Origin of the sequence: Citrobacter sp. Cpo065, assembly GCF_030332805.1 — a bacterium.
Classification (GTDB): Bacteria; Pseudomonadota; Gammaproteobacteria; order Enterobacterales; family Enterobacteriaceae; genus Citrobacter; species Citrobacter portucalensis.
The window spans coordinates 352,770-375,095 of the sequence record NZ_JAOWHC010000034.1 but is presented as its reverse complement, the minus strand read 5'-3'; the positions used below and the strand labels follow the sequence as shown (position 1 = coordinate 375,095).

General features: G+C 52.1%; 16 protein-coding genes. 4 read left to right on the top strand and 12 right to left on the bottom strand.

What is annotated here, in order from left to right; genetic code table 11:
• Positions 1-9 precede the first annotated feature (9 nt).
• Genes OGY68_RS17930 through OGY68_RS17900 form a run of 7 tightly spaced genes read right to left on the bottom strand, consistent with a single transcriptional unit; the run spans position 10 to position 6,927 of the window.
• Positions 10-945 carry an ABC transporter ATP-binding protein gene (locus tag OGY68_RS17930; protein ID WP_286617301.1) on the bottom strand — a complete coding sequence of 312 codons (936 nt, stop codon included), beginning with the start codon at positions 943-945 and terminating at the stop codon, positions 10-12.
• Positions 938-1,924 carry an ABC transporter ATP-binding protein gene (locus tag OGY68_RS17925; RefSeq protein WP_057067748.1) on the bottom strand — a complete coding sequence of 329 codons (987 nt, stop codon included), beginning with the start codon at positions 1,922-1,924 and terminating at the stop codon, positions 938-940. The genes OGY68_RS17930 and OGY68_RS17925 overlap by 8 nt, the downstream gene beginning before the upstream one ends.
• Positions 1,921-2,817, bottom strand: coding sequence for a D,D-dipeptide ABC transporter permease (gene ddpC, locus OGY68_RS17920; protein WP_008784785.1), 897 nt, complete (start codon positions 2,815-2,817; stop codon positions 1,921-1,923). The genes OGY68_RS17925 and ddpC overlap by 4 nt, the downstream gene beginning before the upstream one ends.
• Positions 2,814-3,836: an ABC transporter permease gene (locus tag OGY68_RS17915; RefSeq protein WP_008784784.1), complete on the bottom strand. Its 1,023-nt coding sequence runs from the start codon at positions 3,834-3,836 to the stop codon at positions 2,814-2,816. Before OGY68_RS17915 ends, ddpC begins: the two co-directional genes overlap by 4 nt.
• A 44-nt stretch (positions 3,837-3,880) precedes the next feature.
• Positions 3,881-5,443, bottom strand: coding sequence for an ABC transporter substrate-binding protein (locus OGY68_RS17910; RefSeq protein WP_057067750.1), 1,563 nt, complete (start codon positions 5,441-5,443; stop codon positions 3,881-3,883).
• Positions 5,444-5,458: 15 nt separating this feature from the next.
• Positions 5,459-6,046: a D-alanyl-D-alanine dipeptidase gene (ddpX, locus tag OGY68_RS17905; RefSeq protein WP_003832991.1), complete on the bottom strand. Its 588-nt coding sequence runs from the start codon at positions 6,044-6,046 to the stop codon at positions 5,459-5,461.
• Between the two features lie 14 nt (positions 6,047-6,060).
• Complete coding sequence (locus OGY68_RS17900) at positions 6,061-6,927, bottom strand: MurR/RpiR family transcriptional regulator (RefSeq protein WP_057067754.1); 867 nt, start codon at positions 6,925-6,927, stop codon at positions 6,061-6,063.
• A 401-nt stretch (positions 6,928-7,328) separates the two neighbouring features.
• On the opposite strand from OGY68_RS17900, the gene hdeB reads away from it, so the two are divergent.
• The 4 genes from hdeB to OGY68_RS17880 all read left to right on the top strand — a co-directional run bounded on the left by hdeB (position 7,329) and on the right by OGY68_RS17880 (position 11,515).
• A complete protein-coding gene (hdeB, locus tag OGY68_RS17895; protein ID WP_003019999.1) occupies positions 7,329-7,658 on the top strand; it encodes an acid-activated periplasmic chaperone HdeB in 330 nt (109 codons plus the stop codon).
• 155 nt (positions 7,659-7,813) lie between these two features.
• Positions 7,814-9,760 (top strand): methyl-accepting chemotaxis protein, encoded by a 1,947-nt coding sequence (locus tag OGY68_RS17890; RefSeq protein ID WP_057067756.1) that lies wholly within the window; start codon positions 7,814-7,816, stop codon positions 9,758-9,760.
• Positions 9,761-9,936: 176 nt separating this feature from the next.
• A complete protein-coding gene (locus tag OGY68_RS17885; RefSeq protein WP_032943458.1) occupies positions 9,937-10,251 on the top strand; it encodes a helix-turn-helix domain-containing protein in 315 nt (104 codons plus the stop codon).
• Entirely contained in the window at positions 10,244-11,515 is a 1,272-nt protein-coding gene (locus OGY68_RS17880; protein ID WP_057067759.1) for a type II toxin-antitoxin system HipA family toxin, read from the top strand. The genes OGY68_RS17885 and OGY68_RS17880 overlap by 8 nt, the downstream gene beginning before the upstream one ends.
• 96 nt (positions 11,516-11,611) lie before the next feature.
• Here the strand turns inward: OGY68_RS17880 and OGY68_RS17875 are convergent, their stop codons facing one another.
• The 5 genes from OGY68_RS17875 to OGY68_RS17855 all read right to left on the bottom strand — a co-directional run bounded on the left by OGY68_RS17875 (position 11,612) and on the right by OGY68_RS17855 (position 21,825).
• On the bottom strand, positions 11,612-12,979 hold the full coding sequence (locus OGY68_RS17875) for a glycoside hydrolase family 10-like protein (RefSeq protein WP_057067761.1): 1,368 nt from the start codon (positions 12,977-12,979) through the stop codon (positions 11,612-11,614).
• Positions 12,980-12,991: 12 nt separating this feature from the next.
• The gene (locus OGY68_RS17870) at positions 12,992-13,279 is read right to left on the bottom strand and encodes a VF530 family protein (RefSeq protein WP_032943454.1); all 288 of its coding nucleotides are present in this window, start codon (positions 13,277-13,279) and stop codon (positions 12,992-12,994) included.
• Positions 13,280-13,413: 134 nt separating this feature from the next.
• Positions 13,414-14,742 carry an HlyD family type I secretion periplasmic adaptor subunit gene (locus OGY68_RS17865; protein WP_188093468.1) on the bottom strand — a complete coding sequence of 443 codons (1,329 nt, stop codon included), beginning with the start codon at positions 14,740-14,742 and terminating at the stop codon, positions 13,414-13,416.
• Positions 14,742-16,481 carry a type I secretion system permease/ATPase gene (locus OGY68_RS17860; RefSeq protein ID WP_057067763.1) on the bottom strand — a complete coding sequence of 580 codons (1,740 nt, stop codon included), beginning with the start codon at positions 16,479-16,481 and terminating at the stop codon, positions 14,742-14,744. Before OGY68_RS17860 ends, OGY68_RS17865 begins: the two co-directional genes overlap by 1 nt.
• A 10-nt stretch (positions 16,482-16,491) precedes the next feature.
• Positions 16,492-21,825, bottom strand: a complete 5,334-nt coding sequence (locus tag OGY68_RS17855; protein WP_286579745.1) for a peroxidase family protein — start codon at positions 21,823-21,825, stop codon at positions 16,492-16,494.
• Positions 21,826-22,326: the final 501 nt, after the last annotated feature.

Here is a 22,326-nt window from a genome sequence, read left to right as displayed (position 1 = left end):
CGGCTCAGGTCATGTAACCGCCCGCCAGCAGCGAACGTCACATCCGGTATCACTCTTCAGCAATGCCTGTTTCTTCTCACAACCGTGGGTTGCCAATGGACATCTGTCACGGTAAAAGCAGCCCTGGGGCAACGTTCGGTTTCCCGGTAGCTCGGTTTTACGTAACACCAAATCTTCCGCCAGCGGTGCGCCCGTTTTAGGTACCGAGTCCAGCAATAATTGTGTGTACGGATGGGCGGGGTGAGTGAGAACCTGTTGGGCATCGCCCAGCTCAACAATTTGCCCGAGATACATCACCGCCACACGGTCGCTCATATGGCGGACCACCGACACGTTATGTGATATCAATACGTAGGTCAGGTTTCTGCGCGCCTGTAGTGACACCAGAAGGTTGAGAATTTGCGCCTGCACGGAGATATCCAGCGCTGAAGTGGGCTCATCGAGGACGATAACATCCGGCTCTGACGATAGCGCCCGGGCAATAGCAATACGTTGGCGCTGTCCACCGGAAAACGCGTGCGGCAAGCGGTCGAGATATTCAGGACGAATCCCCACCTGTCGTGCCAAATCCTCGGCAAGCATGCGTCGTTCACGCTCCGGGCTCCGTTTTTGGATCCACACCGGTTCGGTAATTATCCGCCACACCGGTAAGCGCGGATCCAGTGATGAAAGCGGGTCCTGAAAGACCATTTGCATACCGTTATGCTGCTTATCACCACGGCGAGAATAGCTTCCCTGACTGGGTTTCAACATGCCCATCAACAGTTGCGCCAGCGTACTTTTTCCACAGCCGGATTCGCCAACAATCCCCAGCGTTTCACCCTGGCGAATCTGTAAATCCAGACCGTTGAGCGCATGCACCCGTTCCGTAACCTTGCCAAGCCAGTTTTTACGCGCAGGAAAGTTGACATGAACATCCTGCAGCGCCAGTAAAAAATCAGACATGTGTTGTCTCCAGCTGCGGATACCAGCAGGCAGATTGTTGATCTGCACCTCCCTGACTACTTAACACCGGCGTTTCTTCACAACGAGGACCAGCTGCAAAGCAGCGCTCGCGAAACGCGCATCCGGCAGGTAAGCAGGTTAGGTTCGGCACGGTGCCGGGAATGGCGGGCAGCAATGCGCGCGGTTCGCCGTGTTCCGGTGCACATTTCAGCAAGCCGATGGAATAGGGGTGAGTCGGGCGTTGAATAACGGTTTGCGTCGGGCCACTCTCAATCACACTCCCGGCATACATGACATACAACCGGTCACATAACTGTGAAACCACCGCCATATCATGGCTGATAAATAACACGGCTGTTCCGCTGGCGCGTGCTTTTAACTTCAGCAAACGCAGCACCTGCAGTTGCACCGTGACGTCCAGTGCAGTGGTCGGTTCATCGGCAATGATAAGCTCCGGCTCGCACGAAAAGGCCAGCGCAATCATCACGCGTTGGCGCATACCGCCGGAAAGCTCAAACGGAAATCGTTTCATGACCTCCGGCGCGTCCGGGATTTGCATCTCTTCGAGTAGAGCGACGGCTTTCTGGCGGGCATCCGTGCGGCTTAACGCCTGATGATGGCGGATCACCTCCACCATTTGCTGGCCGATACGGCGGGTCGGATTCAGTGCCGTCATGGGCTCCTGAAAGATCATTGCGACACGTGCGCCGCGCCATTGGCGCATTTGTTTCTCACTGGCGTTGAGCACATCTTCACCCAGCAGCGAAACGCGTCCCTGGTGAATACGATAGCTCCCCTCCGGTAGCAGACGCATGGTGAGCATGGCGGTCACGGACTTACCGGAACCGGATTCACCCACCACACCAACGATTTCTCCGCGGTTGATGTGCAGTGATACATGGTTCAGCGCATGCACGTCAGCTTTATAGCCGGGGAAACTCAGATGCAAATCTTCGATTTCCAGTACGGGTTGTGTCATGATTGTTTTCCTCCGGCTTTCGGATCCAGCAGATCGCGAATACCATCGCCAAAGAGATTAAAGCCCACGGCGGTAATCAGAATGGCGGCGCCGGGAAAAGCACAATACCACCACTGATCAAGCACGTAATTGCGGCCAATTGCGACCATCGCCCCCCATTCAGCGCTGGGCTGCTGGGCGCCCAGACCGATAAACCCGAGCGTGGCGGCCATCAGGATCGCGCTGCCGATATCCAGTGATGCCTGCACAATGAGCGGCGGCAGAGAATTGCGTAAAATGTGCCAGCTAATCAGATGCCAGCGTGAAGCGCCGTAGGTCCGGGCAGCCTGTACAAAAGTAAACTGGCGTACCACTAACGTCTGACCACGGGCGAGGCGTACATAGAAAGGGATACGGACGATTGCAATCGCCAGCATGGCGTTAAACAGGCTGGGGCCCAGCGCGGCGGCTAACGCCATCGTCAACACCAGCGAAGGAATGGACAGCATAATGTCCATCATCCGCATAATTATCGCGTCGGCACGCCCACCCATGACACCCGACAAGCAACCCAGCAGTGAGCCCAATCCCCCGGCGATACCCACTACCACCAGACCAGCAACGACAGATTGCTGACTTCCTACCAGAACGCGGCTGAACAGATCGCGACCGACTTCATCGGTTCCAAACCAGTGAGCGGCTGACGGGGGCAGCAGGCGCGCACTCAAATTGATGGCATTCGGATCGTGGGGTGTTATCCACGGCGACAGCACCATCAGCAGCAGTATCAATACGATGATGACCCCGCCAACCAGCGTCAGCGGGCTACTTTTCATCATCCAGAACAGTTTGGCCCAGTCCGTGCGGCGGCGTGCAGTCTGAGGGGCGGTCGGCGTTTCTTGTGTGAGCATCATTCAGCACCTCCACGTCCAATTCGAGGGTCTACCCACAGATAGAGTAAATCCACCACCAGGTTGACCAGCACATAGGCGAACGAGACCACCACCGCAAATCCCATTACCGCCGGGAAGTCGAGAGCCTGAATTGAGGTCACCACCCAGGCGCCCATGCCAGGCCAGGCAAAGACCGTTTCGGTCAATACCGCACCGTAGAGCAGATCGCCCAGCGCCAGGCCGAGGACGGTGATTGATGGGATAAGCGCATTCGGCAACGCGTAACACAACACGATGTACCAGCCCGGCAGCCCGCTGGCGCGCGCGGTACGAATGTAATCTTCACTCAGTTGCTCCAGCATGGCGGAACGAATCTGACGGGCAACGATCCCAAGATGTACAAAAGCCAATGTCAGCGATGGCAAAATCAGGTGCTGAAGCGCATTGAAAAAGACTTCGCCGTTGCCTTCCAGCAGAGCATCAATCAGGTAGAAACCGGTGACGTGAGCAGGTGGATCCAGCCAGTCGTCTAAACGCCCACCGCCGGGTAAAATTTGCAGATGACCGTAAAACAGCACGATAACCCCCAGCCCCAGCCAGAATGCAGGCGTGGAGATACCGGTAATTGCCATTAGCCGAACAAGGTGATCAAGCCAGCGGTTACGCCAGACCGCAGACAAAATACCCAGCGGGATACCTATCACCAGCGCCAGCAACAAAGAGCAGAAAGCCAATTCAAGGGTCGCGGGGAAGAAAATGCGCAGCTCATCCAGTACCGGACGCCCGGTGCGAATGGATATGCCTAAATCGCCGTGAAAAATATCGCTGACATAGCGAAAAAACTGGACATACAGCGGCTGATTCAGCCCCAACTGTTGGCGAATATTTTCGACAATTTCATCACTGGCGCGATCGCCCGCCAGCAGCCGCGCGGGGTCGCCAGGTATCAGGTGTGAAATAATAAAGGTGATTACGCAAACACCGATAACCACCAGAATAAGTCCCCAGCATCGCTGGCGTAAAATACTCCAGAACGTCATTAGCTTCCCCTTGCGGAGCCAGAGCGGCTCCGCATAAACGTGGCTTATTTACTCATGGTGGAGATATTGAAGACCTGTTCCAGCATGGGGTTGAACACAAATCCTTTGACGTCTTTGTTCATCGCCAGCTGATAGTTTTTCTGGAATAAATAGACGTAGGCCGCTTCATCAATCACGATGGTTTGCGCCTGCTGGTAGTCATTGGTTCTGGCCACCTGATCGGTTGTGGCCAGCGCACTGCGCAGCAGTTTATCGACCTCTCCGTTTTCATAGAACGAACGGTTACCCGGCAAGCCTTTCTTATCTGACTCAAACCAGTAGTTCATAAACATGTACGGGTCGGCAAAATCCGGACTCCAGTTGCCAATGGCAATGTCGTAATCGCCTTTGCCCACGCGGTCGCGCATGGTGGCGTTTGCCAGTTTTTCCAGTTTCACCTTAATACCCAGTTTGCCAAGGCTTGCCTGGGTGGCGAGCGCGATAGGTTCCCAGTTAGGGTCATTATCGGAGTACAGGAAGCTCAGGCTTTCAGGTTTGCTAGCAACTTTGTCCCACGCGGCTTTGGCTTTGGCTTCATCGAAGCTGTACTGCATGGCCTTATCGTCAAAACCCCACATGCCTTCAGGGATCGGGCCACGCATTTGCTTTCCATTGCCGCTCAGGATCCCGTTAACCATGCCTTTATAATCAGTGGCCCACGAGATGGCACGGCGTAAATCCACCTGATTGAGCGGGGCTTTACTGTTGTTGAGATACAGATAGGTCACGCGCAGCGAGGGATAATCCGCCACGTTCACTTTGCCTTCCTGTTTCAAAGCGGCAAGCTGGTCAACAGGCAGCGCATCGGCAATGTCGATATCGCCACGCGACAATTGCAGGCGACGGGAGGCGCTTTCACCAATGATTTTGACTGAGACACGCTTAAATGTCGGTTTTGTACCGGGATAATGCGGGTTAGGCACCAGCACCAGTTGTTGTCCCTTTTGCCAGCTCTTCAGCATGAAGGGACCAGATCCAGCCGTGTTCTGCGCCAGGAATCCGCGGGCATCGTCTGCGGCATGCTCTTTTAAGATGGCCGGGTTAATGATTGAGGCACCGTCATTTGCCAGCGTATACAGAAACGGGGCAAACGGCTGGCTGAGGGTAAATTTCACCGTGTTGTTATCAATGACGTCGACCTTCAGATCTTTTGGGAAAGCCTCCGCAGGTCCCTGACCAATCTTGAGCAAACGTTCAAAGGATTGCTTTACCGCATCTGCCGTTACCGGCGTTCCGTCGGCGAATTTGGCATCGTTTTTCAGGGTAAACGTCCACTCTTTCTGATCGTCAGAGGCTTTCCAGCCGCTGGCTAAATCACCTTCAACTTCCGTGGAGCCTTTACCTCCGTCGGTTTTGTATTGAACCAACCGCTGGTAGGAAGGATAGGTGACCGTCCAGTCATTGTTATCGATGGTCACGGCGGGGTCGAGCGTCTGCGGATCGGCGGCTTTACCAATCACCAACATATCTTTGGGAACGGCAGCCTGTGCGGCGGGCAGGGCAAATGCTAACGCAACGGCTATCAGAGCGGGGCGGAAAAACGCGTTTAACGCAGGGGTAGTCTTCATAACCAGGCTCCAGAATTAAAGGGGATGTTGTGTTGTTATAGGCGTGACAGTGTAACAATCTATTTGATCGTCAAGCAGCGGATAGCGAGCGGCATCAGGTAATTCAAAATGCCACCACTCGCTGTTGATACCGACAAAACCACCGCCAAACATAATGGCATTGAGCAGCAGGCGGTTACGCTGCGCTGCCGGAGGAACAGACGGATGCCATGCATGGGAACGGTCGTGCATTTCATCAAAACCGGCCCCCATATCAAGGAGATGGCCGCGATCGTCCATCAACGTGACGTCAATGGCCGTACCCCGACTGTGATTGGAACCAATCGCGACATCGACAACATACTGCGGGTCGGGACAGGCATTCCACAGTATCGCCTGCGCCTGCTGGGGGCGATACGCGTCGTACACCACAAGCTGCAGGCCGGCCAGTTGCGCAATACTGATGCTTTTAGCCAGCGCGGTTACCGCCTCAGTGTGCAACAGACAACGCGCTTCCCGGTAGATTGGTGCGCCGGTAATGTTGTCGGCAGTAGCGTATTTAAGATCGATATGCAGCGACGGAAATATCACCGACAGATCGACCAGTTCTGGGAGTTCTGACATAGCACGTTTCCTGTTTATTGTTCGAATTGACCAAATTGTTGTTGTAACTGGCGATTGGTTTGCAGGCGTCCTGCGAGGGTGTCACCCAGTTGCGCTACCACCGCAGAAAGTAATAAGTTGAACAGACAGCTCACCGGTGCCAGTGAGTCCCAGAAATGCCCGGTGTCAGTTTTTACCTGAAGTAAATCAATGGAATAATCCCTGGCCCATGGGCACCACACATCGGTAATGAGCGCCAGCGGAATACAGCGTTCTGTGGCGACGCGGCAATATTGTCGCGAAATAGCGGAGTAGGCGCGCATATCGGTAATAACCACGTAAGGCTGGCTGAATCCCGAGTTCAGCGACTCTACCCAACTGCCGGAAAGGCCTTCGGAGTAGCTGACTTTAGGTCGCAGGTATTCCAGGTGACTAAAAAAGGCGTTGGCGATCCCGCGGGTGGACTGGATCCCGAGGATGTATACGGCTTCCGCATGCGCCAGCTGCTGCGCAATGCGTTGAAACGTCTCACCCTGGGCAAGTTGATAGACGTGGGTAATGGCGTCGATCTCCAGTAACAGCGACTGCTGTGCCCGATCCGGCAGGCTTTGTTGCTGGTGCCAGGAATCCAGTCGTTCATTCATTCCCCAGGGCTGATACGGAACAACGGGCAGCTCACGCAGACTGGCTTTTGCATCCTCCAGGTTACGAAAACCCAGTTTACGCAGATAACGTCCGACGGTAATGCCGCTGGTTCCGGTTGCTTTGGCGATGCCATCTGCGGTTTCAAATGGGATCTGCACAGCATGGGCTAACAGCCACCCGGCCACGCGCTTTTCGCTGGGCGTCAGCTGGCTAAAGGTTTGCTCTATGCGGGTAAATAACTCTGGTTTGGCTGTCATTACCTTCTCGCTGTTAGTTGCCTGTCAGATACCGTATTTCTGTTAGCGAATTAACAATGCAGGACGCGTGCCATGTGCGTAACAGCGGCACGCCGGCTGTTTTTGTTAAAAACCAACCGATATTCATTAACCAATGATCAACATTTGTGCAGCGTAGTTCAGTTTTGGTGCAACGGTAGAGGAAGATGGGTATGAATCTGCTGATTTCGTCGGAACGATCACATTGTGGGCAACATTTATCCCTCAGACATAAGAATCAGTAATAGGAAATATAAATTTCAGCCATATCAATAACAGCAATCTTTATTCTTATGACGGTAGGGGTATTATTTTTCGCGAGCTACATTAACGGTGTTAAGCGCAAGTGTAGATATTATTTATATTATAAATGGAGTACTACAATGAATAAATTCTCCCTTTCTACAGCAGGTATTCTGGTCGCAGCGCTGTTAACCAGTGTCAGCGTCAATGCAGCAACAGATAACGCTAAAACTGAAGTGACTCCGAAAGGTATGAACTGCCAGGAGTTTATTGATTTGAACCCACAAACTATGGCTCCGGTGGCCTTCTGGGTGCTCAATGAAGACGAAGACTTCAAAGGTGGTGACTACGTCGACTATAACGAAACCGTTACGACTGCAGTTCCTCTGACCGTTGAACTTTGTAAGAAACATCCGCAGAGTGAATTAAGTAAAATAAAAGACGAAATCAAAAAAGAATTATCTAAATAAGATTAAGACGTTATTAAAACCCAGCCAAAGTGCTGGGTTTTGCTATTTGTGACGATGTCACTTATTTGTTTTGCAATACTTAAGAAAACTTTATAAAGATATAAACGCCTGTGCCGATACTGGATAAAAGTTAGCCTTTTGCAGAAGGAGTTTGTATGGCCTGGTATCCTACTCGTATTTCAACGCGTTTAACCATCGGCGGCATTCTGCTGCTTGCAGTAACGACCCTTGTTATCGTGGTGATTATGCTCTGGCGCGGTCAGCCGCGCGTCGTTGAAATCAACACCGCTCTGATCGAAGAAACAGGGCAAGGTTTAACCCGTCAGTTGAGTACCGTATTGTCCCGAATTGAAGGTGAGACCGTCAGCCTGTCGCGACTGGCTGAAGTATTGCCTAACGATGAATCTCTGTACCAAAGCGTTATTCCGCATCTTATTGGTGAAGGTAAAGACTCGATTATTACCGGCGGCGGCATCTGGCCAGAACCAGACGCCTTCACCGCAGGTGTGGAGAAAAGAAGCTTTTTCTGGGCGCGTAATGCTGAAGGAAAGCTGGTGTATTCCAATGATTATAACGTCGAAGGATCGAGTGGATACCACAATGAAAGCTGGTATCAACTGGCCAAAGGCCATTCACAAAACAGCTGTTTATGGTCTGACGTTTACCAGGATGCCAGTTCAGGCGTCAACATGGTGACATGCAGCGTGCCTTATCAACAGGCAGGCAAGTTTGCCGGTGTCGCTACCACTGATATCCGTCTGGATAACGTCGCTACCTTCATGCAGCAGCAGGGAAACAGCACCGGTGGTTACGCATTTGTGGTAGACAAGCAGGGACAAATTCTCTATTTCCCGCAGGCCGACCTGGCAAAATATAAAACCATTAACGATTTGGCGCAAAGCGCGCAGTGGCTTATCCCGGTGCAAAACGGTCTGAAATCTTTGCGCCCGACAGATGGGGTGAAGACTATCACGCTGGCAAACGACAACGTCCTGAATACCGCGTCACAGGTAATGCTGTTCCCGATGCCAGATACCGGCTGGGTCGTAGGACTTGCAACTCCGGAATCTCGTATTGTCGGTCTTGCCAAAGTGATGATGCAGGACGTTCTGGAAGTATTGATCCCTATCATGACGCTATTGCTGGTGGGATCATGGCTGGTGGTTCGTCGACTGATTTCACGTCTCGATGATACCCGTCAGGCACTTGATGACATCGCGCAGGGAGAAGGCGATCTTACCCGTCGTCTGGATGTTCGTGGCAAAGACGAGATTTCGGCTATCGCCGAGGCGTTTAACCTGTTCGTCGATAAAATCTCGGCCATCCTGATCACCGTCAGAAGCAGTAGCACAGTGGTAGCGAATAACGCCGTTAGCCTGGCTGACAGTAATATGGAGCTTTCATCTCGCGTAACGCAGCAGGCCGCTGCGCTGGAAGAGAGTTCGGCGGCCATGGAGCAGTTAAATGCGACCGTTCATCAAAACGCCAGTAATACACAACTGGCGGATGAGCTATCCGATAGCACCGCGCAAACGGCCAACCGCTGCGGCGATGTGATGCAGGGCGTGATCTCAACAATGGATAACGTCAGCGCCTCATCCGGCAGAATGGTGGAAATTGTCGCGGTCATCGACAGCATTGCGTTCCAGACCAATATTCTCGCCCTGAATGCCGCGGTTGAAGCCGCCAGAGCGGGCGATGCTGGCAGAGGATTTGCCGTCGTGGCCTCCGAAGTGCGCACGCTGGCTCAGCGCAGTGCCACCGCCGCCCAGGAAATTAAAACGTTGATTGATGAATCCGTTTCTCATGTTGGTAGCGGAAGTCAGCAAATTCACAATGCCGGTGAGCGTCTGGGAGAACTGGTCAACAATGTGCGTCAGGTGCGCCAGTTGATGGGGGAAATACGCGTTGCGGGTGAAGAACAACGTAAGGGCGTTTCCGAAGTTACGCTGGCCGTTACCGAGATGGACAGCACCGTTCAGCAAAACGCCTCATTAATTGATGATGCCGCAGCACGGACGCAGGCGCTGAAAGAGGAGGCGGAACAACTGGCATTGCTGGTCTCTTCCTTCAGATTACCTGAGCCTGGCGTTGCCGGATAACCACACCATATCCGGGTACAGACAATGTGCCCGGATAACTCCAGTATAATCTCCCTTAAGCAAGATTTTCCGGTTTAACTCCCTTTTATTGTGTCTTATAAGATTTTGAATCATTCCCAACTTAACTCTATAATATTGGGTGTAAAGTCGTTTTTATCCCAATAAGAGCCAATATTATGGATTTAACGCTAAATACTGCAGCTGATATCGTCAAACTGCTTTGCGACAGATTGCGTAAAGAACGACTCGCCCGGCAAATGACGCAGGCTGATGTTGCCGCGCGTTCAGGGGTCGGTGTGAATACCGTGTCGAATCTGGAAGCGGGGAAAAATGTAGGATTTGAGAATCTGGTCAAAGTCGCGATGGTGTTAGGCTATGGCGATGCACTGGAGGGGTTATTCAAACCCAGGATTGATAGTCTGGATGATATTTTGCGTTACGAAAAGAGCGCGGCACGTCAGCGGATCAAAAGGAAAAATTCTGATGCCTGAGCAAGTTGATGTCTTCTATGAAGGCTGGGGTGAGAAATGGCTGTGGGGCAAACTGGTGTCTTCCACAGCCCTGACCGGACGTCCGTTGATCGCCTTTGAATACAGTGAAGAGGCCTTACGTAAGGGGCTGGAACTGTCCCGACTGATGTTACCGCTGAACGGTCCCCGTTTACGCAGGGATTTCCCGGCTCATCAGCTGGGATTACCTGGGCCAGTCTATGATTCGCTTCCAGATGGCTGGGGTATGCTGTTGATGGACCGACTATTTAAACGCCGCGGGCTCAACGCAGCACGCATAGGTCCATTGGAGCGCTTAACCTGGGTCGGCAACAACGCGATGGGCGCCATGACATTCCAGCCCGTTCAGTCAGATGTCGAGACGCTGTCAAAAGAGAATGTTCCTCTCGCACAACTGGCCGCTGAGGTTCAGGAAGTCCTGAGCGGCGAAGGCGGGGAATTCTTGCAAAAACTACTCCAGATGGGCGGTTCGCCACAGGGAGCAAGGCCTAAGGCGTTACTTTATCGTGACACTGTCACGTCTAAATTCACCACGGTGCCGCTACCCGGGAGCGAAAGCTGGCTGATTAAATTTCCCGCCAGGCATGAGCATGCTGAGGTATGTGCCATCGAAGCGGTTTATGCTGAATGCTTGCGCCAATGTGGGATAACCACGCCTGATACGGCGTATTTCAATCTGCCCGGCGGACAGGCGGCATTTGCCACTCGCCGTTTCGACCGTGACCAGTCGACACGAATTCCTATGCAGAGCCTGGCTGCACTTACCGGGGCAAATTACCAGATACCCGGTGCTTTAGACTACCGGGATTTTCTGCGCGCCACGCAGATTTGTACCAATGATGTCAGAGAAAAGGCAAAAGCGTTCGAACGCGTGGTTTTCAACGTGGCTTTTAACAACCGCGACGATCATCCGAAGAATTTTGCCTATTTAATGTCAGCCGATGGAAACTGGACTCTGGCTCCGGCTTACGATGTCACCTGGTGCGAAGGGCCTGGCGGGTATCACCAAATGGACGTGCTGGGAGAGGCGCTGGATATCGAAAGAAAGCACCTTCAGTCGCTTGGCGTTCAGGAAGCTGAGTTATCTGCTGACCATGTGAACGGCATAATCGAAAAAGTCTGTCACTTTGCCACGGCATTGAGCGCTATCGCCAGGGACAAATACCCCGATCAGATAACGCAATCCACGCTGAAGACGATACAGAAACAAATTGATGATAATGTCCGTCGGTTAATGTCCCGGTGACGCAGATACGGCCGCTACACTTACCGGAGAATTAAAGCTGAGCGGGGCAATGTTTCCCCGCTACATTTCCTCGCTAAACTGACCAGAGGACAACTATTAACGTCCCCAACGATTACGAATATAGGTCACGGCTTCCTGCGTTTGAGGTTGATTAAGATAATCTTCGCGAAACAGGATCGTGCCGTTGATGTACGGTTCGGATTCGTTTAAATCGAGCTGCTTTTTCAGTTCCGGCACACCGCCTTTTACTGTCCAGTCCGGCTCTTTTCTCGATGGTTCACCGACTTTATACAGTGCCACACCAATGTAGAGGCGGGTGTTGGTTGATTTCACGACATCTGCCCACCATTTTGTCAGTACATCGTAACGCGCTGCGTCACGGGCAAAAGGCCAGTAGAGTTGCGGTGCAATGTAATCCAGCAAACCTAGTTGCACCCAACGGCGGGTGTCTGCATACGACTCATCATACGCTGCCGCGCCGCGCGTGTCGGAGCCCGCTGGATCGTGCGAACGGTTGCGCCACACGCCCGCAGGACTGACGCCGAATTCAACCTCAGGCTTGAGTTTCTTGATGGTCCGCGAAACCTGGGCAATCAGCCGTTGCGTGTTATCGCGACGCCAGTCTGCCTTGGAAGCGAATCCCTGGCCGTATCTTCTGAAGGTCTGGCTGTCGTTGAGCGCAGAGCCGGGAGATTCGGTATAGAAGTAATCATCAAACTGCACGCCATCAACCGGGTAATTCTCAACCACTTCCGCCACGATGCTGGTGATCCAGTCGCGCACGTCGGGAATACCGGGGTCTAACACAAAACGCTCGCCCGCAGTGCGGATCCAGTCCCGATGCAGGACGTATACGCTGGACGGCGTCTGTGACAGCGTGCTGTTTAGTTCAGAGACCGTCGAAGGTTTGGTGTTTACGGACACGCGGTAGGGGTTAAGCCAGGCATGAACTTTCATTCCGCGTTTATGCGCTTCATCGAGCATAAACTGCAGCGGATCGTAACCCGGATCCTGGCCAATCGTACCGGTCAGGGTATCTGACCACGGTAGAATCTTTGACTTCCACAATGCGGTCCCATCGGGCTTAACCTGGAAAAAAACGGTGTTAATACCAAGCCGTTTCAGGTTGTCCAGCTTATCCGTCAGCGCTTTTTGCTGCTGGCTGATGCGTACGGCAGGCGAACTGATGTTCACGGATGAGATAGGCGGCCAGTCAAGACGTGAAACCGTCGCCAGCCAGATCCCGCGCACTGGCTCCTTGCTCTGCTGTGGTTTGCTCACCGGAGGTAGCGGAGTGGTTTTGGGGCCGGGCGGTTGCGAAGAACAGCTGCCAAGTAACAACATACTGCCTACGAGTACAGCAAACCATTTCATGTTGGTCAGCGGTAGTCTGGCACGAGAACGGGCGAGAATCTTCGCCAGTTTTTTCTGATAATTTCCTGAAAAGAAACCGGATGCTGCCATCTGATTTTGCTCTTATTTCTTTTTATTGCGGCTGTTAGCCCAGGGATCGAAGGCCGGTTCGGGGGTGTTGTTTGAGGCCAGGTCATGCAGCGAATCAAGGTACAGCGCTTCAACTTCTGCCCGCGCCCACGGCGTACGGCGCAGAAACTTCAGACTGGATTTAACGCTCGGTTCATTTTTAAAGCAGTTGATATTAATGCGTTGCGCCAGTTCAGCCCAACCATAACGTTCAACCAGGGCATTGACCTGCATTTCAAGCGTTACGCCATGTAAAGGGTCTTTAGAAATATGAGCATTCATATGAAGTCCAGTTCAGTGGTTCCAGATTTTGTCAGTAGTGTGACGGGAAGAAGGTTACAAGAAAGCAAAGCTGCCAGCAACGGCAGAAAGCGGTATGGCGCGACAAGCCGTACGCCATACCGGCAATGGATGGCTCAATACTCTTTAAAAGCCAGTTCCAGACGGGCAATCAACGGTTTAAACAGGTAACTCATCAGGGTTCGTTCACCGGTCTTGATCGTCACGCTGGCGGGCATTCCCGCTTTAATTTTGTAATCGCCCAGCAAACGCGCGCCCTCTGCTGAAACCTGTACTTCCGCAAGGTAGTATGGCTGCTGAGTGGCTTCATCAATTAAGCGGTCCGCCGAGATAGTCAGAACCCGGGCCGGAACCGACGGCAACAGGGCATGGTTAAGGGCAGGGAAAAGCACATCAACGGTTAAGCCGGGGACCAGTTTATCAATGGCATGCACGGGTATTTTGGCATCAATTTGCATGGGTTGTCCGGCGGCGACAATATCCATAAGATGTTCGCCGGGTTGAATGACGCCGCCCACGGTACTGACTTTAACATCCAGCACGATACCGTTAATCGGTGAGCGGATCTCGGTGTTATCCAGCTCGTGACGTGTGGACACCAGTTCATCCTCCAGCATCGCCACTTCTTTTTGGTTTTCCGTCAGTTCAGACTCAACTTCACGTAAATATTGATGACGCACCTGGTAGGCTTTAATTTTTAATTCGTTTTGCTGCGATTTCAGTTTGGCAATGTTAAGAATATCTTCTGAAACGCTGCCAGATATTTCAGCCGCTTCGCGCTCCAGCACCAGTAATTGCGCTTTGGGGTAATAGTTCTTTTCGCTCAACGCGCGAATAGCCCCCAACTCCCGGTTAATCAGGGAAAACTGGTGGTCGCGATAGCCTTTTATTTTATTGAGATTATCCGTTTGCCCAACCAGACCATCGAGCGTCTCCTCAATCATCGACAGTTCGTCCTGAATCGTTTTGCGACGCGTATCGAAAAGCTTGGCCTGCAGATTTCTGACTTCTGTCAGCCGTTTATTGCCAGAGAATTGCTGCGTCAGCGTCGTATTAAAGACGATCGCTTCCAGGCCATCGCGTTCTGCCAACAGGCGATCTTCGATACTTTTTGCAGAAATATACTGGGCATTTAACGCGCTGAAACGCATTTCAAGCTGCATTTTATCCAACCGGACGAGAACCTGATTTTTCTTCACGAAGTCGCCTTCTTTGATAAAGATATCCGTTACCCGACCGCCGCTCAGATGCTGAATAGTTTTGCGGTTACTCGATACGGTTACCGTACCATCAGCGACCACGCCCGCATCTAATGGAGCTTGCACTGCCCAGAGGATAAAACTACCGACACCAAGCACAATGACGATCACGCCCCGGATAATCGGCGACCAGATATTGGTATCTACGCCAGCAGATGCCGTGTTGTGGGGATTCTTTTTCATCATCAGGCCTCACGTTGCTGTTCAGTCGTGGATGGAGAAGGCGTAGCCACCGGTTTCAGTACGTTGGCCTGACGCAAATGAGCAAAAACCTGATCGCGGGTACCAAACTCCTGTATGGCGCCATCGTTAAGCAGCAAAACCTTATTGACCACGCCGAGCAGCGTCGGGCGGTGTGAGATAATGACGGTAGTTTGTCCCTGTGTACGCAGGGTATTGATGGCTTTAACGAGTGCAAATTCGCCCGCGTCGTCAAGATTAGCATTCGGTTCATCAAGCACGATGAACGCAGGATTGTTATACACGGCGCGTGCCAGTCCGATGCGCTGCCGCTGCCCGCCGGAGAGCTGGTATCCACCTGCGCCCAACAGCGTGTCATAACCTTGTGGCAAGCGCAGGATCATCTCATGAACGCCTGCCAGTAATGCGGCGGCGACGATAAGCTCACTGTCATTCTGCGCGAAGCGGGCAATGTTTTGCGCGATGGTACCGTCAAACAGTTCCACATCCTGCGGCAGATAGCCAATAGACGGGCCCAGCAGCGCTTTATCCCACTGACAAATATCTGCGCCGTCTAATCTGACTTTCCCTGATAGCGGTTTCCAGACGCCAACCAGAACCTTTGCCAGCGAGGTTTTCCCTGAGGCTGAGGGGCCGATAATCCCCAGAACTTCACCTTGCTCCAGCTGGAATGAGATATTACGCAGTAGCGGGGAAGGCTGGCCGGGGGCTGCAGCGAAGACACTTTCGACGCTGATGTTGCCGTTCGGACGCGGCAGGGTCAGTACCTCTTTCGGTGCCGGATACTCCTTCAGCAAGGTTGAGAGCTGATGCCACGCGCTACGAAACTGCACGAACTGCTTCCAGCTGCCAATAACTTGTTCTACCGGGTTGAGGACGCGGCCAAGAATGATCGAGGCGGCGATCATCAAGCCCGGAGTAATATGGCCGCCGATCACCAGTAAAGCCCCGGCACCCAGCGCAATAGATTGCAGCAACACCCGCACAAAGCGGCTGAGGCTGCTTAACCCGGCCGTTTTGTCGGCAATCTGCGTTTGTAGCGCCAGCACTTTGTTATGTTGCTCCTGCCAGTTGGACTTCAGGGTCGAGAGCATACCCATCGCCTCAATGGCATCGGCGTTTTGCAGCTGTTTATTCAGTTTGCTGGCATTGTTAATGGTTAAGGCGTGCGCTTGCTGAATCGGGCGCTTGGTAGAGATTTCAGATACCAGCGTCAGAATGAATAATAACGTTATTCCGCCGAGAGAAAGGTATCCCAGCAGGGGATGGACCAAAAAGGCGATGAACAGATATATCGGCGTCCAGGGAATATCCAGTAAGGCGAATAGACTATTCCCGGAAAGAAACTGACGAACCTGATCCAGCTCGGCTAAAGATTGCGCCGGGTTGTTATCGCCGGTAACCATCTTTCTTTTAAAGGCTGCGTTAAAGACCAACTGGCTTAGCTTTATATCAAGCCTGTTGCCAAGCCTGACCATAACCTGCGCGCGGGCAGATTCAATCATGGCAATAACGATGTACAAGCCGACAATCAATAAGGTCAACATTAACAGCGTGGTGGTATTTTTACTCACCAGCACGCGGTCGTATACTTGTAGCATATAAATTGCCGGCGCCAGCATAAGCATATTAATCACACAACTAAAAAACAGCAGCATCAGAAAAGTGGGTTTCGTTCCTTTTAATGCATCATTCAGTTCTGTTGGCGTATGCTGGCGCGACATAGTCTTCTCCTTATACGATCAATGAACTATTGCCATTGTTACTGGCAAGGGTAGTGGGCATTTCCAGATAAAAGTCACCAATATTCACGGTGGTCGAATTGACGCCCACCAATGTGATGGTATCTGTACCGATAGTCACAATGGTGTTGCCATTGTTTCCGGTGATAGACACGCTGCTGGCAAAATTACCCGCGTTGATACCTAACAAGACGAGATCAAGGAAGTCCTGCCCGCCGTTGGGGTTACTGTCAAAACCGGTAATTCGGTCCTGCCCAAAGTTGGCGCCAAAGGCGAAGATATCGCTCCCGGCACCACCGTCCAGAATGTCGTTACCTTCCTGACCATTAAGAATATCGTCCCCGCTACCGCCGGAAAGGGTATCCGCGCCCGCACCGCCAATCATGACGTCGTTACCAACTCCGCCTTGCAGGTTATCAGCGCCATCTCCGCCATCGAGGAAGTCATTCCCGATACCACCAAACAACTGGTCGTTACCGCCCATGCCGAACAGATAGTCGTTACCGGTCCCTCCCGTAATGGTGTTCGCAATGGCATTACCAGTACCGATAAAACTACCGCTGCCGGTAAATACCAGTTCTTCCACGTTATCGGTGAGGTCGTAGCTGCTGAGGTTGGTTCGGACAACGTCCGTGCCGCCATTCACACCTTCGATAACTACATCACCGAAATCATCAACGATGTAGGTATCATCGCCCGTGCCGCCGGTCATACTGTCGGCACCAAGCCCGCCATCAAGCGTGTCATTACCGGTATCACCTTGCAGAATATCTTGCCCCGCCTGACCAGAGAGGTTGTCGTTTCCCGCACCGCCAATGAGCAGATCGTCACCTGCACCGCCGAGTAAGGTGTCATTACCGCCTTCACCGCGTAGGATATCGCTCCAGGCAGTACCGACGAGGGTGTTAGCCCCGTTGGTACCCACAATCAGATCGCCCACGGGCTGGGTGGTGGTCGACGTCAGGACAACAGGGGGGTTGCCTTCATCGTCGACGACGGTAACGACCACCTGCAACGTTCTGCCAACCATAGCCTGACCCGGCGTATAGGTGGCGGAAGTCGCACCGTTAATGTTGACGAATCCGGTTGGCGAACTCATTCTCCATTGATAAGTGAAATTACCGCCGCTCAGACCATCGGCGTCAGCAATGCCTGAAACCACTGCGGTCAGCGTCAGGCTTTCAGTTGGGGTGAGGTCGTTAATTACCGGCACACCGGTCGTGGCCTGATTTCGCGGTAGGATCGCCTGAGTTTGTGCCGACACCAGGGTTTCAGCGTCACCCATGCGGTCGTTAAAGCTGGCTACCACACGCAGCGGTGCGCCCTGAATAGCACCAGGCACTCTGAACTCAACGCCGGTTGCCTGATCTCGCCATTGGCCGTTGACGAATGCCTGCCAGGTCATGGTGATGGCCACATCCGCCGCAAGCCCGTTACCATCCAGCAAGTTCGCCACGTTGACGCGCAGCAGGTCGCCCACCGAAGGGTTAGGGTTACTGATGGTCAGATCGCCCGTCGCTTGTTGCCCCGTCACCCACAGCTGCTTCCCATCGCCAAACTCCAGTTTTTCGATGTTCAACAGACGATCGATGCCATCATTCAGGTTCAGCGCGGCATCCGGCGTGGCGTGATCGACGCGCAGGCTACCGTCCGCCATACGGGTAAAGACATAGTTGCTGCTGACATCACGGTACACCGCGACGTCAGTTTCCGTGCCGTTACCTTCATGCAGGATTTCTCGCACAATCGACAGCTGATTCGGTTTCAGCGTGCCGGCCAGCATGTACGATTTCAGTTCAGCCATACCTTCGGCGCTGGTGAGTCCTGCCATACCCGTAACGGCAATACGCACGTTGAGCCATGCATCACCATCAATGATATCGTTACCGGCTTTACCCATAATGCGGTCGCTACCGCCACCGCCGAGTAAAATATCGCTACCATCATCAGGATTCAGGAGCACCGCGTCCGGATTTGTAGAACGCTCTACGCCGAGAATAGCCTGTAAACCGGTGATCCGATCCGCACCTTCCTGGGTCAGGTTGTTAGAGAGGGGAACGCCCTGAACAGGCGCAGTACCTATCGGCTGTTCTGTCCCGGTCAGGATATCGTCGTATTTCCAGCCCGACAGCCCTTCAACAAGATCAAAACGGTCGCGTAGAATAAACTCCTGCTGGTTGACGAAAATAGGGATCCCAAGGTCAGAGTTAGCGCCATTTGGGTCGCCTTTATGGATAGCCCAGTCGAAACCGGCCATGCCATTATTGCGCTGGATCCCCGCGCCCTGAACCATGATGTCGTCACCGGCTTCGCCATCGTAGTCGGTGTCGTTACCCTGGCCGTTGAGGACATCGTGACCGATAATGGTACTGTTGAAGAACAACTCAGAGTTGTCACCCGCCAGCGTGTCAAACCCGTCACCGCCTTCCAGCCAGTCATCGCCTTCGTTGCCCATCAGGAAATCACCACCCGAGCCGCCAAGCGCAAAGTCGTTATCCTGACCCGAGAAGACCTCCTGCGCATCTTCGCCGACCACCACGAAGTCGCTACCGCTGCCACCAAAGACCAGATCGTTTCCGTTACCGGAGAAGATAACGTCATGTCCGGCATCACCGTGCAGGAAGTCCGCATCACCAACAGGCGTACCGGTATCGGTAATAATGTCATCACCGTCACCACCATGGACCACGTCTGCTTCGTCGCCGCCGTCCAGTCGGTCATCTCCGCTATCACCCCACAGACTGTCGATCCCTTTACCGCCGATTAACGTATCATTGCCTGCCGTCCCTCCAAGCACCACATGCCCATCGCCGGTATATTTCAGATACCCGCCATCGGCAAAACTATCGCCGTCAACATCCACACCTGGGTCGCGACGCACCAACAACGGCGAGAGCAGATCCTTCAGTGGATTTCCCCATTTCGGGTCGATTTCCGTTTGCAGCACGCGGTTCACTTCAAAAATATGGTCCGGTGTCTGGAACAGATTTGCGGGCAGGTGGGAGGATCCCTCATCACCAAGATCGCTGTTACGCATTACTAGTGCGGAAAACGAGTTGGCCTCCAGTTCATTGAGTAAGTTTAATCCCTGAACGCGGCTCAGATAGTAGAAACGATCGCCGTCCTGAAGCATTTCCATTTGTGTTTCAAAGACGAAGTTGAAGGTTGAGCCGAGCATGCCGCCAAATTCATTTTTGCGCTCTGCCAGCCCGCCAATCCAGAAATCGACCATATTCAGGCCGGTCTCTTTGGTTGCCCACGCTCCGGTACTGTTAAAGAAATCCATCGCATCCGCAGGCGGGGCATTGTTAGCATCACCAAACAACAGGAAGTTTACCGCTGCACGCTTACCTTCAAGGCTGGTGGCATTGAGGATCAGCTCATGCTGACCATAGGCGGCCATAAAGTTAATGATTGAAGCGGGATTTTTCAGGTAGGTAGTGAAGTCAGCCCAACTGGTATAAGGCTTCAGTTGACTATCACCGCTTAATGCAAAAAACTGCTCGCGGGCCTGGTTCAGCGTCGGCATTGCGGTGTCACGGCCACGGGCTATATTAAGCGCGCCTAAATCGAGGGGCAGGCCGATGAGATTATTACGCAGAGCATCGGTAATAAATTCATCAATTTCGTTACCCACCTGACGCGTCATACCACGCACAATTGCGCCAATAGCCTGATCGTCCGTGACGGTGGCCCCGTTGATTTGATTAAATGCTACCGGATTCAGGAATGCTGAAATCAGGTCAATATCGCCGCTTTGCATATCAATGTCGGTGCGCGCCACGGTTTCTGTCAGCATTGAATGCCCGAAACGGTAAACCACATGCGCAAACTCGGCAAAGATCATCGGGTTTATATCCGCCGTGTTGGAGAAAACAAACGGATCGACGGCGGGTTGTACGGTACGGGCAAACTCCTCGAATACGAGGTGCTGATATTGCATTTCCGTGGAGAAACGACCTGCCTGGAATAGGTACTCACCATTCCATACCAGCGTACTGGTATCGGCAGGTAATTCCGTGATTTGATGATTGGGCATCAACCACTGATTAATGAGGTCGATATCACCGGTTTCCAGCAGTGTTGTTTTATATTGCTCAACCAGACGGTTATGCTCGCTGTGAAAAACGGCGTGCACCGCGGTTAAACCTATATTTTCGTTCCCACGCCCGTCACCGGTAATAAAGTGACGATCGAGCAGTTCGTTATCATAGGTTCCTGCCGGTTGCGCTCCTTCGCCCCCAATCGCAGTGTCATCATCTGCCAGCAGACCCGCTTTTGGCGCGGCAGTATGCGCAATATCATCAAGAAACGCATGTCCGGTGCGGAATGTTCCCTCAGGCAACAGACCGCCGTTGGCTTCAACCAGTCCCCCGGTGGTAACAATCTGTACCTTTCCATTTTCACTTAAAATCAAATTACCATAGCGATCCGTAGCCAGCAGGGGAACATTAAACACATCCTGATCGGTGAGTTTAATGCCAAGCAGAGTTTCAGCCTGGTTTTTAACGTCGGCCCAGGTCGCCAGTCCACCGTTCGCACCGCCTAATAAATTCCCGGTAGGCTCAGGTTTCCCATCAATAATGACGTATTCGCGGATGAAAATCTGATGTGAAGGATGGGAGGTGTAGGTTTGGTTTTGGTCGATGAAGGGGGTAGTCAGGTTTACTGTCTCTCGGTTTTCATCCACCGTTGCCCGGGTTAATAGCATAAAGTTTGTCGACGACCCTTCAACATATAAAGGGTCATCCGGCTGTAGCGGAATGAAAACGATACCGTTGCCTCCTTTGGGAATCAAATCCAGACCGTGGTCAAAAAACTGGCCAAAGAAGGTCATCCAGCCGTTAAAAGCAGGGGAGAGACCGATATCGGGAGACTGGTTAGGAATGGATAACGTTTCTCCGTCTCCTGTAATAGTCCCCCCGCCGGGGGCATCTTTTAACGCGTTAAATACCTCCAGTGCGGCTGGGTTAGATGCCGTTTGATCGGAAATTAAGTTACTAATAATACGTGGGTCGGCATCAATAACGGTGCCACCAATTTGGATATAACTGGTCATTTGGTCCGCATCTTGCCAGTTTAACGCGGTTAATCTCGGCATTGTCTGGTCGGCAGAGCCATATAACTCCTGACCCGGTAGAAGATTATTCCATGAACCATCTACCGTGCGAAGTCCATAAGGTAATAGCGGGCTGGAAACTAATTCTCTAAGCAATTCAGCATTAACGCTACCATCTGGGTTAGTTGCCGCTTCGGATATTTTGATCTGCTTAAGAATAAAAGCAAGATCGTGCAGGGTGACAGTAAAGTCATATTGTGAGGCCATAAGTCATTACCCCTATCTTTACCTGTATTAGCTATCATCACTCTTTTCTTCCGCTTACAAAAAATGACAGAAGAATGAGTCGTATCAGATACCTGATTGTTATTGCATGATTAAAAGTCCATATTTTAAAATATGATGTATCCATGACCAGATTAGCGTTATTCTCCTGAGGATTAGTTAGCACAATAAGATATTCACCTCACTTATATATTAGGTTTTAGAGGTTAACGATCATCGTGTCCCATTGAAATCAAAGACATATTTGAGACACGAAGTTTTGAGAAGACAAGGTCTCCTCAAGGCTGTAAAGGTTTTACTTTTTAAAACGCATATTACAGTTATGTGATGATCATAACTATGGTTTTTCCGTTGGCGACTTCACTCATACTTTTTTATGAAAAGATTAAATTTTCATTTCTTTACATTAGAATTTATGTCAAATCACTTATTAAGAAGAGTTCTCATTAAGTCGGCTTTTAAGATGTCGTTGTGTTGAATTAT

Coding starts and splice junctions, on each gene's coding strand:
- OGY68_RS17855 (WP_286579745.1), bottom strand. CDS start 21,825: ATGGCCTCACAATATGACTTTACTGTCACCCTGCACGATCTTGCTTTT.
- OGY68_RS17890 (WP_057067756.1), top strand. CDS start 7,814: ATGGCCTGGTATCCTACTCGTATTTCAACGCGTTTAACCATCGGCGGC.
- OGY68_RS17870 (WP_032943454.1), bottom strand. CDS start 13,279: ATGAATGCTCATATTTCTAAAGACCCTTTACATGGCGTAACGCTTGAA.
- OGY68_RS17865 (WP_188093468.1), bottom strand. CDS start 14,742: ATGATGAAAAAGAATCCCCACAACACGGCATCTGCTGGCGTAGATACC.
- ddpX (WP_003832991.1), bottom strand. CDS start 6,046: ATGTCAGAACTCCCAGAACTGGTCGATCTGTCGGTGATATTTCCGTCG.
- OGY68_RS17900 (WP_057067754.1), bottom strand. CDS start 6,927: ATGACAGCCAAACCAGAGTTATTTACCCGCATAGAGCAAACCTTTAGC.
- OGY68_RS17925 (WP_057067748.1), bottom strand. CDS start 1,924: ATGACACAACCCGTACTGGAAATCGAAGATTTGCATCTGAGTTTCCCC.
- OGY68_RS17915 (WP_008784784.1), bottom strand. CDS start 3,836: ATGACGTTCTGGAGTATTTTACGCCAGCGATGCTGGGGACTTATTCTG.
- OGY68_RS17875 (WP_057067761.1), bottom strand. CDS start 12,979: ATGGCAGCATCCGGTTTCTTTTCAGGAAATTATCAGAAAAAACTGGCG.
- OGY68_RS17910 (WP_057067750.1), bottom strand. CDS start 5,443: ATGAAGACTACCCCTGCGTTAAACGCGTTTTTCCGCCCCGCTCTGATA.
- OGY68_RS17930 (WP_286617301.1), bottom strand. CDS start 945: ATGTCTGATTTTTTACTGGCGCTGCAGGATGTTCATGTCAACTTTCCT.
- OGY68_RS17860 (WP_057067763.1), bottom strand. CDS start 16,481: ATGTCGCGCCAGCATACGCCAACAGAACTGAATGATGCATTAAAAGGA.
- ddpC (WP_008784785.1), bottom strand. CDS start 2,817: ATGATGCTCACACAAGAAACGCCGACCGCCCCTCAGACTGCACGCCGC.
- OGY68_RS17885 (WP_032943458.1), top strand. CDS start 9,937: ATGGATTTAACGCTAAATACTGCAGCTGATATCGTCAAACTGCTTTGC.
- hdeB (WP_003019999.1), top strand. CDS start 7,329: ATGAATAAATTCTCCCTTTCTACAGCAGGTATTCTGGTCGCAGCGCTG.
- OGY68_RS17880 (WP_057067759.1), top strand. CDS start 10,244: ATGCCTGAGCAAGTTGATGTCTTCTATGAAGGCTGGGGTGAGAAATGG.